The following is a 16,588-nucleotide window of genomic DNA, read 5'->3' on the forward strand; positions in this document are numbered from 1 at the left end:
GGTTCAGCCCCCCGCCTTGTCTGCTTTGGCCTGCTGGCGGGCAGAGAACATCAGGATGATCAGCACCATTGTCAGCAGCACCATAGAGGCTGCGGCACCGAACGGCCAATTGCCGGCGTTGCCCTTGAACTGCTCCTCAATCAGCGAACCGATCATGAAGTTCTTGGCCCCGCCCAGAAGATCCGGCGCCAGAAAAGAACCCATCGAGGGAACGAACACCAGGATGCAACCCGCCACCACGCCCGGTTTCACCGCCGGCAGCACAATGCGGCGCAGGGTGGTCCATTTGCTGGCGTAGAGATCCGCCGCGGCCTCAGACAGTGAAAAGTTGTAGCGCTCCACCGCGGCATAGACCGGCAGCACCATGAACGGCAGGTAGGAGTAGAACAGCCCCAGCTGCACCGCAAAGTTGGTGTTGACGATGTGAATGGGGCTGTCGATCAGCCCGGTGCCGGTCAGGAAATCGTTCAGCGGCCCCTGGTCGCGCAGCAGGAACTTCATCGAAACGGTGCGGATCAGCAGGTTCACCCAATAGGGAATGGTGATCAGGAACACCCAGACAGGCCGCACGTTTTCTGGCCGGGTGGCAATGAAATAGGCGGTCGGGAAGCCGATCAGAAGGCTGAGCAGCGTCGCCGCCCCCGCCTGCCAGATCGAACGCCAGAAGATGGTGATATAGGTCCATTCTAGCTTGGCCGGTTCATCGCCGAACAGCCCGCGGTCAAAGAAGAATTGATCGTAGGCGGCCAGGGAAGGCTCCCAGATCACCCCGCCGCGGAATTCCTTGGTCAGGAAGGAATAGATCAGCATCATGCAGACGGGTCCCAGCACAAAGATGCCGAGCACCGCCCAGGACGGCAGCAGCAGCCAGCCGCGGGCGTCCTTGTATGTATCTGCGCGGGCTGAGCCGCCGCTTGCTGCGCCTGCTGCCATCAGTCCATCAGGAGGCGCCCGGCCCCCAGCTCCATGTTGACGAAAATCTCGCTGCCCGGCTCAAAGATCCGTTTATTGCCGCGGTCGGAATTGGAGGTGCGCACGATGAACTGCGGGCCCTCGGCCAAATCGACCAGCGTGCTGATGTCGGTGCCCACGAATATGTTTTCAGCAACCCGGCCCTTCAGGCTCTCGGCCTCGACCGGCGCGTCGGACATGAACAGGCGTTCAGGCCGCACCGACATATGCACCTTGGCGCCCGCGCCAATACCGTCAACCGAGTTGCAAGTCAGCGCGTGGCCGCCGCCCAGATGGCAGGTCGCACGGCCGTTGCGCACCTCATCGACGGACACTTCCAGCAAGTTGGTCTCACCGATGAAATCCGCCACGAACATGTTGCGCGGCTGCTCATAAATCTCGGTCGGTGTGCCCAGTTGCTGCAGCTCGCCCGCCGACATCACCGCGATGCGGTCGGACATGGTCAGCGCTTCCTCCTGGTCGTGGGTCACAAAGATAAAGGTGATCCCGGTTTCCCGCTGCAGATGCTTCAGCTCCAGCTGCATCTGTTTGCGCAGCTTCAGGTCCAGCGCCGACAGCGGTTCATCCAGCAGCAGCACTTTAGGCTGTGGCGCCAGCGCACGCGCCAGCGCCACACGCTGCTGCTGGCCGCCTGAGAGCTGGGACGGCTTGCGGGCAGCGAATTGCGACAATTGCACCAGCTCCAGCATCTCGCCCGCACGTTTGCGGGCGGCATCCTTGGATTTGCCGCGCATTTCCAGGCCAAAGGCCACGTTGTCCAGAATGGTCATATGCGGAAACAGCGCGTAGTTCTGGAACACCGTGTTCACCGGCCGCTGATGCGGCGGCAGGCTTTCGATTTCGTCACCGAACAGCAGGATTTCGCCCTCGGTCACATCCTCGAACCCGGCGATCATCCGCAACAGCGTGGTCTTGCCGCAGCCCGACGGGCCAAGCAGGGTGAAAAATTCGTTGTCCTCAATGGTCAGAGAAATCCGCTTGAGGGCGGTGAAATCCCCATAGCGTTTGACCGCGTTGCGCACATCAATCGCATCTGTGTTGGTACCGGGCACTTGCGCCTCCCCTCTGCCGCGTGTCGTTTGATCCAGCATAAGAAGGCCAGGGGTCTGCTTTAAGAATTGACTCCCTCAGCAAATGTTAGTCTTTGCCTAAGCTTTGAAACCCTTGCTAAAGCAACGCCTTACCAGCTGCTCAATGGGCAGCGCCAAGCCCATTGAATTGCCACCGGGCAGGATAGAACGGGAAAGCCTGCAACAGACAGCAGCGGGCGGGGCAGAAAAATTGTCAGCTGGCAATTCCGGTAAAATTCTAAATAATGCGCCAGCCAGGCCGCGGCGATAAGACCAGGGATGCCGTCAGGCCGTCAGCTGCTGCAGGATCCGGCCCATCATTGCGTCGCAAGCTGCAAGCTGGCTCAGCTCCAGGTATTCGTCGGGCTTATGCCCCTGCCCTTCCATCGAGCCCGGGCCGCAGACCACGGTGGGCACCCCCAGCTGGTCAAAGAACCCGGCCTCGGTGCCAAAGGCGACCTTGGTGGTTCCATTGCTTTGGGCGAGTTTCTGGGCAAAGGGGACAACCGCGCGGTCGGCGGCCACGTCGAGACCAGGATAGGCGTTGTATTGCTCCACCTCGACATAGGCCTGCTCCGGGTAGCGGTTGCTGACCCGCTCTGCAGCGGCCTGAATGCGGGCCAGGATATCCGCACCGCGGTCGGCGGCCAGGTGGCGGTATTCGAATGTCAGCTCTGCCCGGTCCGGCACGATGTTGAGCGCAGTGCCGCCGCTCATCTTGCCCGCATGCACGGTGGAATAGGGCACCGCATAGGCCGCATCCCGGGCGCCATTGGCAGCGAAATCCGCCTGCAGTGCGCGCAGTTCGCCCAGGAAATCCCCGGCCAAGTGCAAGGCGTTGGTGAAATTCGGCGCCAGGGCCGAATGGCCGGCTTCGCCATGGCAGACCGCGCGCAAGGCGGCCTTGCCCTTGTGGCCGATGGCAACCTGCATTTCGGTCGGCTCCCCGACGAAACAGGCACGCGGCTGGCCGATCAGCGGTGCCAGACGCTCCAGCATCTCCTGGATGCCGACGCAGCCGATTTCCTCGTCATAAGACAGCGCGATTTTCAGCGGCTCCTTCAGATCCGCCGTCGCCGCCCGGTCCGCCAAAGCCAAGGCACTGGCGACGTAACCCTTCATATCGGTTGTGCCGCGGCCATAGACACGGTCTCCGTCCCGGGTCAGCCGGAAGGAATCGCGGGTCCAGTCCTGCCCATCCACCGGCACCACGTCGGTATGGGCGGACAATAGTATCCCCTGCCCCGCAGGACCTTTTTCGGCGTAAAGCCCGGCCTTGCGACCATCCGGCGAGGGCAGCCGGGTCACGGCAAAACCGCGTTCGGTCAGGAAGCCCTCGACATAGGAAGCCAGCGCCAGGTTCGAATTGCGGCTTACCGTGTCGAAGGCGATCAGCCGCTCCAGTATGTCCAGCGTTGCTGTCATCGTCAGTCCACGGACAGCTCGGTAATCTCGCGGCGGAAAGGCAGCGCATCGCCGATGTCCGGCCCGTCCAACTCGCGGGCATAACGGTGGCCCGCATAGGTCGCCCAGGCAATCGGCCCCGGCGCACTGGCGTCGCCGATGATCTTGATCGACTTGATGCCGGCATCTCCCCAATCCGCCGCCCGGGTGCGCAGGTCTTCGTAGAGGCTGTCATTGCCAATGCGCGAGGCAACCATGACAACGGCATCCGCCTCGATATTCCAGGTGCGGTCTGTGTAGGTGCAGTTGCTGACCACGTGACCGGCATGAATTTCTGTAATGCCTTGATTTAGAACAATCTCCACCCCGGCCTCGACCAGGCGTGGATGGATCGCCACCTGTTCCAGCGTGTTGTTGGTCCAGTCGCTGACAAAGGCCGAGGGGGTCACCAAAGTGACCTGAGCGCCCTTGGAAGCCAGCAGTTCGGCCAACACCCCGCCCATGTAATAGTGGTCGTCGTCATAGACCACCACACGGCCCTCGGGGAGGGTGCCATCCATCAAATCGTCGGGGGTGTAGACCTTGGCGCCCGCGGCAATCGGCATCGGCACTACATGCTGGCGCGAGACCCCGTCGCGGCGCCAGGCAGAGCCGGTGGCGATGCAGATGTTTTCAAAGCCGAATTCGAGGATGCTGTCCGCATCCAGCGGGCTTTCGCGGTAGATCTCCACATTCGGACGCTGGCTCAACTGGTAGTCGCGGTAATCGACCACCCGGCCCCAGGCATTCAGGCCTGGCAACTGGCGCTCGCGGGTCACCCGCCCGCCGATCACGTCCTTCGCCTCAGCCACTGCCACATCGTAACCGCGGCGGCAGAGCGCCCAGGCAGCCTCCAGGCCCGCGGGGCCGGAGCCCACCACCAGCACATTGGAACTATCGCCCTTGGTGTTCATCGTCTCCGGATGCCAGCCCTTGCGCCATTCCTCCATGAATGTCGGGTTCTGGGTGCAGCGGCTGATCGACATGGTCATGTCGCCGGTGATGCAGATGTTGCAGCCGATGCATTCGCGGATGTCCTCGATCCGGCCTTCCTCGATCTTCTTGGGCAGGAAGGGGTCGGCAATCGAGGGCCGCGCGCAGCCGATGAAGTCCAGCGTGCCGGATTTCACCATCTTCGCCATCACGTCCGGGCTGGTGAAACGGCCGACACCGACGATGGGCTTGTCCGTCAGCTCATGAATGCCGCGCACGAGCTGCTCCTGTGCGGCTTCTTCCTTGAAACGCGAAGGGCCGGAGCAATCCTCCCACGTCCCCTGCGCCAGATCCCAAAGGTCCGGCAGGTCCTTGTTCATCTCGATATAGTCGCGCACTTCTGCATTGGAAAAACCCAGCTCGCCGATGGTTTCGTCCAGCGAAACCCGCAGGGTGATTGCCATGGTGTCGCCCACGGCATCGCGCATATCCGCGATAACTTCCTGACTGAACCGCGCACGGTTCTCCAAGGAGCCGCCGTATTCATCCGAGCGCTGATTGGTCGCGCGGCTCAGGAAGTGCTGGAAGATGCCGAACCCATGCGCGCCATAAAGGCAGATCAGGTCAAAGCCCGCATCCTTGGACCGTTTCGCCGCATTCACGAACCAGCGGCGCAGGTCCTTGATGTCCTGCTTGTCCAGCGCCCGGGCCTGCACGGGGTCGTTGGTAAAGGTACGGATTGGCAGCGCCGAGGGCGCCAGCGGCACCTCCTTGGTATAGAGATTCGGGCCATTGATACCGGAATAGGCCAGCTGGATGCCGGCCAGCGCGCCGTGGGTCTTCATCCGCTCCGACATCTTCCTGAGCTGCGGGATGTCCTTGTCCTCCCACAGGCGCAGTTCGATGAAGGGGGTGATTTCAGAGGTGTGATGCATCTCGCACTGTTCGGTGAAGATCACGCCCCAGCCGCCTTCGGCCTTGATGCCACGCATCGCTGCCGCGGCCGAGGGGTCGCGATAGCCGCCGCCATTGCAATGGGGCACCTGATAAAAGCGGTTCTTGGCTGTGAGCGGGCCAATCTGCATTGGCTCGAACAGAATGTCATAGCGGGGATCGCGCAATTTTCCTCTCCTTCGGTGCAAGAGCCCTCAAAGGGTACAGGACCGCGCCAAAGGCGAAAGTTGCGCTTGCGGAACCATTGATTAGCCGCCGCCTAACCGCTGCCGATGCGGATGCCGGGAACAGTGCCGTCCGTAATCCGTTCCTGGCAGTAGCTGATAAAGGTCTTGACCGTCAGCACATTCTCCGCGCCCTCAGCGGTCAGCAGCCCCATCCGCATCGGGCGCAGCTTGCCCTCGATCGGCACGAATTTCAGTTTGCGCCCGTCCGGCGCCATGTCGGTCACCGGGCGGATATTGGCGATGGAATAGCCGAACCCGTTCGCCACCAGCCCGCGCATCACCGCCATATCACGGGTGCGTTCGGCAATTTGCGGGGTTACGCCGGCATCCTCAAAGAACGACAGGAAATATTCGGCGCTCAGCGGCAGGTCCAGCAGCACCATCGGATGCGAGGCCAGCTCTGCCACAGTGACGCTGCCGCGGTCCGCCAGCGGGTGGTCCCCGCTCAGCAGCGCATAGGGCGGCAATTCAGCCAGCGCGTTGAATTGCAGATCCGCCGGAATATTCAGGTCATATGTCAGCGCCACATCAATCCGGGCCTGGCGGATCAAATCGATCAGCCCGGCCTGATCCCGCTCCAGCTGGCTTATAGTCACCGCCGGATACAGCGCCTCGAACTGGCGGCGCAGGCCCGGCACAATCAGCTGGGCAAATGTCAGCAGGCAGCCGACCGACAAGGGCCCCTGCACAAAGCCCGAGATATTATCCGCCAAACGGCTGAGCGCACCCGCCTCATAGAGAACTGCGCGCGCCTGATCCATGAACTGATGGCCCGCCTGGGTCAGCGACAGGCCCTGCGCGTGCTTGCGCACGAACAGCTGCAGGCCGAACTCATTCTCCAGCTGCGACACCGCCGCCGAAATCGACGGCGAGGACACATTCACCTTCTCCGAGGCCAGGGCAATGGACCCGGCCTCGCCGACGGCGACGAAATATTCCAGCTGGCGCAGGGTGAAACGCAAAGGCATGTCAGCGACTATGACCGAGACGTCCCATGCCCATCAAGCCCGGTATTTGATCCAAGTGGTTTTCAGCGCGGTATATTTTTCCAAGCTGTGCAGCGACAGGTCGCGCCCGAAGCCCGACTGTTTCATGCCGCCAAAGGGCGTCTGCGCCGACAGCGCGTCCACTGTGTTCACCGAAACGGTGCCCACTTGCAGCTTGTCCGCCACCCGGCAAGCGCGGCTCAGGTTATCGGTCCAGACCGACCCCGCCAGCCCGTAGATCGAGTCATTGGCCATGGCGACGGCCTCCTCCTCGCTGTCAAACGGGATCACCGACAGGACGGGGCCAAAAATCTCATCCCGCGCCAGCGGATCACCGTGGCTCACCTCGTCAAAGATTGTCGGTTGCACGAAACAGCCCTTGCCGCCGACGGTCACGCGTTCGCCGCCCGCCACCAGATTGGCAGAAGTCTTACCCGCCTCGACAAAGCGCATGATGCCCTCGGTCTGCTTCTCATCCACGATGGCCCCCATTTTCGAGGCCGGATCCAGCGGATCACCCGGCTGGGTGGCCTCGGCCCGGGCAATCAGCTTTTCGACAAAGGCATCCTTGATCGAGCGTTCGACATAAAGCCGCGAGTTGGCCGAACAGACCTCGCCCTGGTTGAAGAAGATCCCGAACGCCGCCATGTCCGCAGCCGCATCCAGATCCTCGCAGTCGGCAAAGACCAGGTTAGGGCTCTTGCCGCCGGTTTCCGGCCATACCTGTTTCAGGTTCGACTGGCCCGAGTACTGCATGAACATCTTGCCGATGGCGGTGGAGCCGGTGAAGGCGAGGCAGTCCACGTCCATATGCAGCCCCAGCGCCCTGCCCGCGGTGGCGCCGTATCCCGGCACCACGTTGAAGACCCCGTCCGGCACCCCGGCCTCTGCCGCCAGTTCCGCCAGGCGCAGCGCCGACAAGGGCGACTGCTCCGCTGGCTTCAGCACCACCGAATTGCCCGCCGCGAGCGCCGCCGCGGCCTTCCAGGTCGCCATGTCCAGCGGGAAATTCCAGGGCGTCACCGCGCCCACAACCCCCAAAGGCACGCGCCTGACCAGCGCCAGATCGCCCGGCCCGGTCGGCGCCACTTCGTCATAAACCTTGTCGATCGCTTCCGCGTACCACTGGAAGAAATGCGCGGACCCCGGAGCGTCCACCGTGGCGGCATCGGTCACCAGCTTGCCCATGTCCAGGCTGTCCAGCAGCGCCATCTCCTCCAGATTGGCGCGGATCAGATCCGCCAGTTTCAGCATCACCGCCTTGCGGTCCCCCGGCGCCATCCGCGACCAGCGCCCCTCCTCAAAGGCCCGGCGGCCTGCCGCCACGGCGCGGTTCACATCCTCTTCATCACATTTTGCAACCTGTGCCAGCACCTCACCCGTCGCCGGGTTGACGCTGGTAAAAGTCTTGCCCGAGGCCGCATCCGTGAACTTGCCGTCAATGAAGGCCTGCCCCCGGAACGAGAGAGCTGCCGCCCGGGATTTCCAGTCGTCCAATGTATAGTCCTGCATCGTCTCTCTCCTGTTCATTCGTCCCCGGGCACGCCGTAAGACGGTGCCTCGCGCGGGTCGAGCGCGCGCTGGACATAGGCGTCCAGCTGCGGCTTGTAGATGTCCCAGGCGGTTGCGATGTTCTCAATCGGGCAGTCTTCGGTCCAATCACAGCGCAGATCCGCCACCGGCCAGCTCACCTTGTCGACAATCTTCATGCCGGCCGAATGCACCGGCCCAGCCTCGCCGCCCGCCGCCAGCCCGGCCCGCATCGCGGCAATCAGCCGGTCGCCCAGATGCCCCGAAGACGCCGCAAACCCGTCCACGATGGCCTGGCAGACACCGTCATTGGCCAGCAGGTTGCCGCCCGAGGCCACATCCTTGCCTTCCGCCTGGGTCCAGATGCCCAAGGAATTCGGCCCCGAATGAATGGCCGTGCCGCCAATGCTGTCCACCGCCAGCACCTGGCGGTATTCGATAAACCGGCCGATCTCGCGCACCTTGGCCACTGCCGCGGCGGCGGTCATGCCCTGCTCCATCAAGTCCAAAGCCAGCGGCCCCAGGCTGGGGTCGGTCACATTCTGGCTCGCCACCGCGCCAACGCCGGCCCGCGCAAAAGAACAGCGCGCCGCCACCGCAGGCGAAGACGAGGATATCGCAATCCCGAACATCCCGGTCTCCGCGCACCGCGCCACAAGCGAAAAGGTCATGATCCAGCCCCCTGCTGCTTCTTTCTGGTCAAAAATACTCCCCGGGGGAGCGCGAGGGGGCAGGCAGCCCCCTCGTTCCCGCCCTCAATCCCGGACGCAATCTGCTGTTAGTCCGGAATAACCGCCGTGCCGTCGATCTCCACCAGCCACTCCGGCCGCGCCAGCGCCTGCACCACCAGCCCGGTGGACACCGGATGCACCCCTTTGATGTACTCGCCCATGGTGCGGTAGACCGCCTCGCGGTGGCGCACATCGGTGATATAGACCACTACCTTGACCAGATGCTCCATCGAACCGCCCGCTTCCTCAATCAGCTGCTTGATGTTCTGCATCACCTTATGGGTCTGCTCGACCGGATCATGGCTGTCGATGTTCTTGGCATCGTCCAGGTTCTGCGGGCATTGGCCGCGCAGGTAAACGGTCTTGCCGCCGGTGGTCACCACCGCCTGGCACAGGTCGTTGTCCAGGTTCTGTTCCGGGTAGGTGTCTGACGTGTTGAACTTGCGGATGCGGGTATGGGCCATGAAATCCTCCTGATGTGACGGGATGGCGGGGCTGGCGGGCCGGACCGGGACTTTGGCGGCAAAACTGCCATGCCCGGCAGGGCTGCCAAAGCACCGTCTGGCTATCCCTTGCTTCGGCTGCGGCTAAGCCAGCGCTCACAGTGCGTCCGCACGGGCCGCACCGGGACCGCGGTAGGCTTCGTAGTGGCGCTGGATGGCAATCTGGTCAGCCACATATTTGGCATCATGCCAGACGCCCCAGATAAAGGTCGAACCGCGCCGCGACTGCCAGGGCAGGCCCAGAAAATAGATCCCCGGCTCTGCCGACACCCCGCGCTGATGCTGCGGGCGGCCCCGGGCGTCAAAGGCATCCACCTGCATCCAGGTGAAGTCCTGGCGGAAACCGGTGGCCCAAAGGATCGTCGTGATGCCTTCCTTTGCCAGATCCAGCGTGCGGAGCGGATGGGTCAGGCTGTCCGGATCCGGGAAGGCCTTGCGCGCTTGCGGCTCCTCCGGCAGATCAATCCCGGTGCGCGCCACATAGGCGTCGGCCAGATCCAGCATCTTCAGGTAATCGGCATCCCCCGCCGCGATGTTCTCCTGCAGGTCGCCTGCAAAGCGCATGGTGCCGCCCTCATAGGCCTCTGTCAGGCCCAGCAGTGTCACGCCCTCGCCTGCCAGCCGGCGGAAATCCATGGTCTGGCCGCCATAGGCGCCGCTGACAGAAATCGTCACATGCTCCTTGCCCGGCTCCAGCGCCGCCTGGTCCCACAGGCCCAGCACCCCCAGCCACCAGACAAAATCGCGGCCGCGGTACATGCGCGGCGGGCGGTCGTGCGGGCCAACCGAGAGATAGACCTTGCGGCCCGCCCGGTTCAGCTCATCAGCGATTTGCGCACCGGAGGACCCTGCGCCAACAACCAGCACCGCACCCGCAGGCAGCTGATCCGGGTTGCGATAGTGGAAGGAGTGCAGCTGGTGCACCGCTGCCCCTTCCGGCACCAGCGGCGGGATCACCGGCTGCTGAAAGGCGCCGGTGGCCGCCACGATCCGCTGCGCCTCAATCACCCCGTCAGAGGTTTCAACCCGGAAACCGCCAGCGCCTTCGATACGTTCAGCCCGTTTCACCTCAACCCCGGTGCGGATCGGCGCGTTGAAGCGTTCGGCGTATTCCACAAAGTAATCTGCGATCCGCTCCTTTCCGGCAAAGGCTTCGGGATCGGTGCCGGTAAACTCCAAGTTCGGAAACCGGTCATGCCAGGCCGGACCGTTGGCCACTAGCGAATCCCAGCGGCCCGTCCGCCAGGCCTCGGCAATGCGGTTCTTTTCCAGCACCAGATGCGGCACGCCGTAGCTTGTCAGATGCTCGCTCATAGCCACACCGGCCTGGCCTGCACCGACAACCAGCGTGTCTGTCTTTTCAATCGCCATCTCCAAACCCTCTCCTGACACTTCAGCGCGGGCGGCATCCCCGCCGGTCTTCCTCAACAGGAATTCCACAGCCCCGGGTCAGGAAAAAGAAATCTATGGCTTACCTCTGGTTCGCGTGGAGCTAAGCAGGGTGGTTCCGTTTGGTTTCAGCGCGTTAACGAGGGGGCTGTCTGCCCCCTCGCGCTCCCCCGAGGATATTTTCAGCCAGATGAAGAGCGGATCCGCTGCTTGCGTCCGGCGGGAAGAGGGTTAGCGCATCACAAAGGGATCCGGAATCGGATCGTCGCTGGTGCGCAGCCAGACCGCCTTGACCTTGGTGTAGTCCAGCGCCGCCTGCAGCCCGCCCTCGCGCCCGTGGCCGGACAGGCCGTGGCCCCCAAAAGGCGCAATCGGGCTGACGGCGCGATAGGTGTTGACCCAGACGATGCCCGCGCGGATGCCCCGGATCATCCGGTGCGCGCGGGTGAGGCTCTGGGTGAACACACCCGAAGCCAGGCCAAAGGCGGTGCTGTTGGCGATCTCCATCGCCTCTGCCTCGGTCTCGAAGCCGACCACCGACAGGACGGGACCAAAGAACTCATTCGACAGGCAGGGCGCCTCTGGCGCATCCGAACAGTCCAGCACCGTCGGCGGGAAATAGAACCCCTCCCCTTCCGGAACGGTGCCGCCGGTGATCAGCCTGGCCCCGGCCTCAACCGAGGCCCCGATCAGCCGCAGCGCATGGTCGCGCTGTTTCAGGGTGCAGAGCGGCCCGACTTCGGTCGCCATATCATCCGGCGCACCGATCACCACAGCTTCGGCTTTCTCCTTCAGCCGGGCCAGGAAGGCATCCTTGATCCTCTTCTGGATCACCAGCCGCGATCCCGCGACGCAGCTTTGCCCGGTGGCGGCAAATATCCCCGACACCTGCGCGTTCACCGCGCTTTCCAAATCGGCGTCATCAAACACGATGAAGGGCGATTTGCCACCCAGCTCCAGCGAGGTCGAGGCGAGGTTTTCTGCCGAATTGCGCACGATATGGCGCGCGGTTTCCGGCCCACCGGTAAAGGCCACATGGGCGACCTTGCCATGGCTGGTGAGCGCCGCGCCCGCCTCCGGCCCGCCGGTGATGACGTTGAAGACACCAGGCGGGAAGCCTGCCTGATCAAAAATCCGGGCAAATTCCAGCATCGGCGCCGGGCCTTCCTCCGACGCCTTCAAGACCACCGTGCAGCCCGCCGCCAGCGCCGGACCGATTTTGACAGCGGACAGAAACAGCTGCGAGTTCCACGGCACGATGGCGGCCACCACCCCCACCGGCTCGCGCCGCAGCCAGACCTCCATGTCCGGTTTATCAATCGGCAGATGCGCGCCCTCGATCTTGTCCGCCAGCCCTGCGTAGTAGCGGTAGTATTCCGCCACATAGGCAATCTGGGCCGAGGTCTCGCGGATGATCTTGCCTGTGTCGCGGGTTTCCAGCTCGGCCAGCCGGGGGGCGTTCTCCGCCACCAGATCGGCCAGCCGCATCAGCAGCTTGCCACGCTGGGTGGCCGTCATCCCGGCCCATTCTGGCGAGAAGAACGCAGCCTCCGCAGCCCGCACCGCCCTGTCCACATCAGACACCGAAGCGGCAGGCATCTGCGCCCAGGGTTTGCCGGTGGCCGGATCGAGGCTCTCGAAAGTTTCCCCTGCGTCCTCAAACGCGCCGCCAATGTACTGCTGGAAGGTCTGCATTCTCAGGCTCCCTTACTGAAACGCGGGCATGACTTCGGTGATGAACCGCTCAAGCGAGGCTTTCTTGCGCTCGAAGCTCATGCTGCTGTCGATCCAGAACGAGTATTCATCATACCCCAGCGCCTCATAGTTTTTCAGCCGCTCGATCACCGCTGCGGGTTCGCCGATCACCAGATCGCGCTCCATCGCCTCGGGCGAGTAGAACGGATGCGCGGCGATCTCCTCGTCGCTCAGCGGATCAATCAAGCCATGGCTGACGTCGCGCTTGTTCATGAACCAGGCCCCGAAGTAGTTGTAAAACCGGTTCAGCTCTTCCGCTCCGCGTTTCACATCCTCGGCGCTGTCCGCGACATAGGTGTGCTGCAGCAGCATGATCTTGGGCCGCGGCACATCACTGTGCTTAGCGCAGGCATCGTTGAACTTGCCCATCAGATCGGCGATTTCCTCGTCGCCCTTCCACAGCGGCGTCACCTGCACGTTGCAGCCATTGGCCACCGCGAATTCATGGCTGTTCGGGTCGCGCGCCGCCACCCAGATCGGCGGACCGTCCTGCTGCAGCGGCTTCGGCGAGGATGTGGTTTCCGGGAAGGAATGAAACTCCCCCTCCTGCGCGTAGTCGCCCTGCCACAGGCCCTGCACTGCAGGGATCAGCTCCCGCATCCGCTGGCCGGCCTCCCAGGCATCCATGCCGGGCATCATGCGTTCGTATTCATACGAATAGGCCCCGCGCGCGATGCCCAGGTCGAGGCGGCCCTCGGTGATGATATCGGTCATCGCCGCCTCGCCCGCCAGCCGGATCGGATGCCAGAACGGCGCAATCACCGTCCCCGTGCCCAGCCGCACGTTCTTGGTGTGCCGCGCCACGTCGATGAGGTTCAGGAACGGGTTCGGCGAAATGGTGAAGTTCATCCCGTGATGCTCACCCGTCCAGACCGCATGCATACCGCCGTCATCGGCAATTTTGCACAGCTGGATGAACTCGTCATAAAGCCGCTTTTGATCGTCTGCCGCGGAAATCCGCTCCATATGCGCAAAGAGGGAAAATTTCATGCGCCCTTGCTCCCTGTCGCCACGGGGCGGACCTGCCCGGTGGTCTGATTGCCATAATACACCCCGAAATTGCCCATCCGGGCCTCACTGGCGAACCGCTCCAGCATGGTGCACATCGCCGCGTCGGCAATGTCCATCAGCGTGGATTGGGTCAGGGCAGTGAAAACACCCTTGGCCGGTGTGCCGCCAGCCGATTGGCACAGAAACGAGATGTGCTGATGTTCGCGCGCTTTGTCTTCGTAGACGGAATAGATGAACCCCGGCTCAGCCTCGACGCCAGTGTCCGCGATCAGCTTGGCCAGGGCGGCAGAGGCGCCCTCCTTGCCAACCCGGATTTCCGGCAGCGTCAGCTTGCCCTGCTCATTGCCCATGAGCAGCACCTTGCCCTCATGCTCGATCAATGCCGAGACGATGAGCTTGGCACCCTGGCTCAGTGCCTCAGCCTCTGCGGCGGCGGTCACATAGGCGCCGCGGGCATAACCCAGCCCCGGCGCGGGTGAGGTCTCGAACGCCTCGACCCGGCCGATCAGGATCAGGTGATCACCGGCCTCAACCCGGTTGTGCATGGAGCAGTCGAACCAGGCAGAGACGCCCTCAAAGACCGGGCTGCCTTGCGGCCCTTTCTGCCAGCTGACGGCGGCAAAGCGGTCCTCAACCGGCCGGGCGAAGGTGTTGGAGACGTCCTTCTGGTCCTCCGCCAGCACGTTGACGGCAAATCCCGCGGCCTGATCGAAGGCAGCGTAGTTGCTGGAGGAGTTTGCAATGCACACCAACACCAACGGCGGGTCCAGCGACACGGAGGTGAAGGAGTTGGCGGTAAAGCCAATGGGGCTTCCGTCCGGGTCATGGGTTGTCACCACGGTGACGCCGGTCATGAAGGTGCCGAATGCATTGCGCAGGGCGCGCGGGTCGATATCGCTCATGACGTCGCTCCTTCGGTGTTCAGCCAGTCCCGCAGGGCGGCGTTGACCTCGGCGGGGGCTGTCAGGTTGACCATATGCCGGTGGCCTTCGATGACAACCGCCCTGCCCTGCGGCGCGGCAGCGGCCATCGCATGCGCCATATCGGGCGTCGAGTTCGGATCGCCATCGCCGGTCAGCGCCAGCAGCGGGCAAGCGATACCAGAAAATCCGTCCGCATAGGTGCTGTCACCCCAGGCAAATGCGGAATACGCTGTCGCGTACCCCTTGAGGTCCACGCAGGACAGCCATTCCGCCACCAGCTTCCGGGCCTGCTGGTCTGACTCGCTCTCCCCGAACCAGCGGGCCAGCGGGGTTTCCAGATCAAAGCTGCCGTCGCGGATCTGCTTTGCGCGGGCCACGACTGCCTCCCGCGCTTTGGAGGAGCGGCGGTAAACGCCGTTCAGCAATCCAACACGCGCAACAGCCTCGGGATGGGACACCGCATAACCGCCGGCGATCAGCGCGCCCATGGAGTGGCCTGCCAATGAAACAGGCCCCAAGCCCAGCACTTGCAGCACGGCGTGCAGCCAGGCCACGTATTCCGGCAGCTCCGCGCCTGCAGGCAGCGGTGCGCTGCCGCCATGGCCGGGCATGTCCAGCGCAATTACTTCATGGGTCGGCGCAAAGGCCTCAATCTGCGGCCCCCAGGCTGCCGACTGCATGCCGACCCCGTGGATCAGCACCAGCGGTGCGCCTGTTCCTGCCCGCTGGCAGGTGACAGGCCCAAAAGGCTCAGACAGCGGCAGGGTTGTCGGCGTCATGGCCCAGTTCCTTCAGGTCCTGATAACGGTCACCGATGCGGTGATGCGGCCGCCCGCCGATAGAGGCGCCAAGCGCGATCACGATCTCGTCCGGGGCCGGCGCATCCGCGACCGACAGCTGGATGGTCAGATAATGGCTGCGCCTGCCGCCGTCGTTCTTGTCCATCAGCGGGATCTGTAGCGCGGCATTGGCCGGCCCGCGGGTGTTGGTAAAGGCGAGGTAGGATTTCGCGCCCACGGCCTCGCGGAAGTGGTTGCCGAAGCGCAGCGTGTGAATGAGGGCAGAGGCATGCTCCACCTCGCCATTGACGCCGACGATGGCGGACTTGCCGTAGCCCTCGACCTTATCGCCGCCGCCTGCGGCTTCCAGGATCATCGCGGTCAGCTTTTCGCCCAGACCCGGCGCGCAGTCATGGATCGCCGGGCGCAGATCCTCGACAAAGCCCTGCCCGGCCCAGGGGTTTTTGATCACCGCCACCGCGGCAATCATCTTGAGCGGCTGTTCCGCTGCCTTGCCGCCCTCGATCAGGGTTTCTTCGACATGCAGCAGCGTCTTGCGGATTTCGGCGGGCATAGGCGGGTCTTTCCTGTCTGATTCCAGTTGCCGTAATATGGTATACCATCTGACCGTATGTCAATGCACACTTGTTCCCTTCTGACTGGGCTGCTATCGGAGATAGTCATGACCAGCCCCGTAATGCGCAAAATTGAACAACCGCCGCAGACCCTGCGCGATATCGTGCAGGAGCGGATGCGCGAGGCGATCATCTCCGGTCAGTTTGCCCCCGGCGAACGGCTGGTGGAGCGGCCGCTGTGCGACCAGCTTGGCGTCAGCCGCACCGTGGTGCGCGAGACGATCCGGTATTTGGAGGCGGAGGGGCTGGTGGAGATCCTGCCCGGCAAGGGGCCGATCGTGGCGCAGCTCACCTGGGCCGACGCACGGCAGATCTACGACATCCGCCAGATGCTGGAGACCGCCGCCGCCACCGCCTGCGCACGCAACATGACCCCGGATCTGGCAGCACAGCTGAGAGACGCGCTGCACCAGCTGCAAGAGGCCGTGGTGTCAGGCGTGCCCGGCCCGATGCTGCGGGCCACGACGGATTTCTACCGGATCATCTTTGAAGGCGCCGGCCACAGCGTCGCCTGGGAAGTCGCTCAGCGCTTGAACGGGCGCATCAGCCGGCTGCGGGCGGTCACGCTGTCGACCGGTGACCGCGAAAAACCCGGCCCGGCGCATATGCAGGACATTTGCGAAGCCATCGTCTCGGGTGATGAAGCGGCGGCGCGGGCGGCGATTGAACAGCATCTCAGCGATGCCAAACGCACCGCGCAGCGGCTTTTGGCCGAAGAAATCCCGGCCAGCTGACTGCGTTTCCCGC

15 protein-coding genes are annotated in these 16,588 nt (G+C 63.5%); 1 reads left to right on the forward strand and 14 read right to left on the reverse strand.

The window, feature by feature from the left end:
• Nucleotides 1-3: 3 nt before the first annotated feature.
• The 14 genes from ACXAHG_RS08015 to ACXAHG_RS08080 form a co-directional block, all read right to left on the reverse strand.
• On the reverse strand, nt 4-933 hold the full coding sequence (locus ACXAHG_RS08015) for an ABC transporter permease (protein WP_475056721.1): 930 nt from the start codon (nt 931-933) through the stop codon (nt 4-6).
• Nucleotides 933-2,063, reverse strand: coding sequence for an ABC transporter ATP-binding protein (locus tag ACXAHG_RS08020; RefSeq protein ID WP_475056722.1), 1,131 nt, complete (start codon nt 2,061-2,063; stop codon nt 933-935). The genes ACXAHG_RS08015 and ACXAHG_RS08020 overlap by 1 nt, the downstream gene beginning before the upstream one ends.
• Nucleotides 2,064-2,327: 264 nt before the next feature.
• Nucleotides 2,328-3,467, reverse strand: a complete 1,140-nt coding sequence (argE, locus tag ACXAHG_RS08025; protein ID WP_475056723.1) for an acetylornithine deacetylase — start codon at nt 3,465-3,467, stop codon at nt 2,328-2,330.
• A 2-nt stretch (nt 3,468-3,469) separates the two neighbouring features.
• Nucleotides 3,470-5,539, reverse strand: coding sequence for an oxidoreductase (locus ACXAHG_RS08030; RefSeq protein WP_475056725.1), 2,070 nt, complete (start codon nt 5,537-5,539; stop codon nt 3,470-3,472).
• A gap of 92 nt (nt 5,540-5,631) precedes the next feature.
• Nucleotides 5,632-6,567, reverse strand: a complete 936-nt coding sequence (locus ACXAHG_RS08035; protein ID WP_475056727.1) for a LysR family transcriptional regulator — start codon at nt 6,565-6,567, stop codon at nt 5,632-5,634.
• A 33-nt stretch (nt 6,568-6,600) separates the two neighbouring features.
• Nucleotides 6,601-8,097, reverse strand: coding sequence for an aldehyde dehydrogenase (locus ACXAHG_RS08040; RefSeq protein ID WP_475056729.1), 1,497 nt, complete (start codon nt 8,095-8,097; stop codon nt 6,601-6,603).
• 14 nt (nt 8,098-8,111) lie between these two features.
• Complete coding sequence (locus ACXAHG_RS08045) at nt 8,112-8,786, reverse strand: DUF1028 domain-containing protein (RefSeq protein WP_475056730.1); 675 nt, start codon at nt 8,784-8,786, stop codon at nt 8,112-8,114.
• Between the two features lie 107 nt (nt 8,787-8,893).
• Nucleotides 8,894-9,310 (reverse strand): RidA family protein, encoded by a 417-nt coding sequence (locus ACXAHG_RS08050; protein ID WP_475039098.1) that lies wholly within the window; start codon nt 9,308-9,310, stop codon nt 8,894-8,896.
• Between the two features lie 135 nt (nt 9,311-9,445).
• Entirely contained in the window at nt 9,446-10,720 is a 1,275-nt protein-coding gene (locus ACXAHG_RS08055; protein WP_475056732.1) for a flavin-containing monooxygenase, read from the reverse strand.
• A gap of 249 nt (nt 10,721-10,969) precedes the next feature.
• The gene (locus tag ACXAHG_RS08060; protein WP_475056734.1) at nt 10,970-12,433 is read right to left on the reverse strand and encodes an aldehyde dehydrogenase; all 1,464 of its coding nucleotides are present in this window, start codon (nt 12,431-12,433) and stop codon (nt 10,970-10,972) included.
• 12 nt (nt 12,434-12,445) lie between these two features.
• Nucleotides 12,446-13,483 (reverse strand): LLM class flavin-dependent oxidoreductase, encoded by a 1,038-nt coding sequence (locus ACXAHG_RS08065; protein WP_475056736.1) that lies wholly within the window; start codon nt 13,481-13,483, stop codon nt 12,446-12,448.
• Nucleotides 13,480-14,406: a flavin reductase gene (locus ACXAHG_RS08070; protein ID WP_475039093.1), complete on the reverse strand. Its 927-nt coding sequence runs from the start codon at nt 14,404-14,406 to the stop codon at nt 13,480-13,482. The genes ACXAHG_RS08065 and ACXAHG_RS08070 overlap by 4 nt, the downstream gene beginning before the upstream one ends.
• The gene (locus tag ACXAHG_RS08075) at nt 14,403-15,206 is read right to left on the reverse strand and encodes an alpha/beta fold hydrolase (protein WP_475039091.1); all 804 of its coding nucleotides are present in this window, start codon (nt 15,204-15,206) and stop codon (nt 14,403-14,405) included. The genes ACXAHG_RS08070 and ACXAHG_RS08075 overlap by 4 nt, the downstream gene beginning before the upstream one ends.
• Nucleotides 15,178-15,780, reverse strand: coding sequence for an amino acid synthesis family protein (locus ACXAHG_RS08080; protein ID WP_475039090.1), 603 nt, complete (start codon nt 15,778-15,780; stop codon nt 15,178-15,180). Before ACXAHG_RS08080 ends, ACXAHG_RS08075 begins: the two co-directional genes overlap by 29 nt.
• 108 nt (nt 15,781-15,888) lie before the next feature.
• On the opposite strand from ACXAHG_RS08080, the gene ACXAHG_RS08085 reads away from it, so the two are divergent.
• A complete protein-coding gene (locus ACXAHG_RS08085) occupies nt 15,889-16,575 on the forward strand; it encodes a GntR family transcriptional regulator (protein WP_475039089.1) in 687 nt (228 codons plus the stop codon).
• Nucleotides 16,576-16,588: the final 13 nt, after the last annotated feature.

Source organism: Leisingera sp. ABD4_442 (assembly GCF_056160905.1).

Coding starts and splice junctions, on each gene's coding strand:
- ACXAHG_RS08075 (WP_475039091.1), bottom strand. CDS start 15,206: ATGACGCCGACAACCCTGCCGCTGTCTGAGCCTTTTGGGCCTGTCACC.
- ACXAHG_RS08040 (WP_475056729.1), bottom strand. CDS start 8,097: ATGCAGGACTATACATTGGACGACTGGAAATCCCGGGCGGCAGCTCTC.
- ACXAHG_RS08080 (WP_475039090.1), bottom strand. CDS start 15,780: ATGCCCGCCGAAATCCGCAAGACGCTGCTGCATGTCGAAGAAACCCTG.
- ACXAHG_RS08035 (WP_475056727.1), bottom strand. CDS start 6,567: ATGCCTTTGCGTTTCACCCTGCGCCAGCTGGAATATTTCGTCGCCGTC.
- ACXAHG_RS08050 (WP_475039098.1), bottom strand. CDS start 9,310: ATGGCCCATACCCGCATCCGCAAGTTCAACACGTCAGACACCTACCCG.
- ACXAHG_RS08085 (WP_475039089.1), top strand. CDS start 15,889: ATGACCAGCCCCGTAATGCGCAAAATTGAACAACCGCCGCAGACCCTG.
- ACXAHG_RS08055 (WP_475056732.1), bottom strand. CDS start 10,720: ATGGCGATTGAAAAGACAGACACGCTGGTTGTCGGTGCAGGCCAGGCC.
- ACXAHG_RS08065 (WP_475056736.1), bottom strand. CDS start 13,483: ATGAAATTTTCCCTCTTTGCGCATATGGAGCGGATTTCCGCGGCAGAC.
- argE (WP_475056723.1), bottom strand. CDS start 3,467: ATGACAGCAACGCTGGACATACTGGAGCGGCTGATCGCCTTCGACACG.
- ACXAHG_RS08060 (WP_475056734.1), bottom strand. CDS start 12,433: ATGCAGACCTTCCAGCAGTACATTGGCGGCGCGTTTGAGGACGCAGGG.
- ACXAHG_RS08020 (WP_475056722.1), bottom strand. CDS start 2,063: ATGCTGGATCAAACGACACGCGGCAGAGGGGAGGCGCAAGTGCCCGGT.
- ACXAHG_RS08045 (WP_475056730.1), bottom strand. CDS start 8,786: ATGACCTTTTCGCTTGTGGCGCGGTGCGCGGAGACCGGGATGTTCGGG.
- ACXAHG_RS08015 (WP_475056721.1), bottom strand. CDS start 933: ATGGCAGCAGGCGCAGCAAGCGGCGGCTCAGCCCGCGCAGATACATAC.
- ACXAHG_RS08070 (WP_475039093.1), bottom strand. CDS start 14,406: ATGAGCGATATCGACCCGCGCGCCCTGCGCAATGCATTCGGCACCTTC.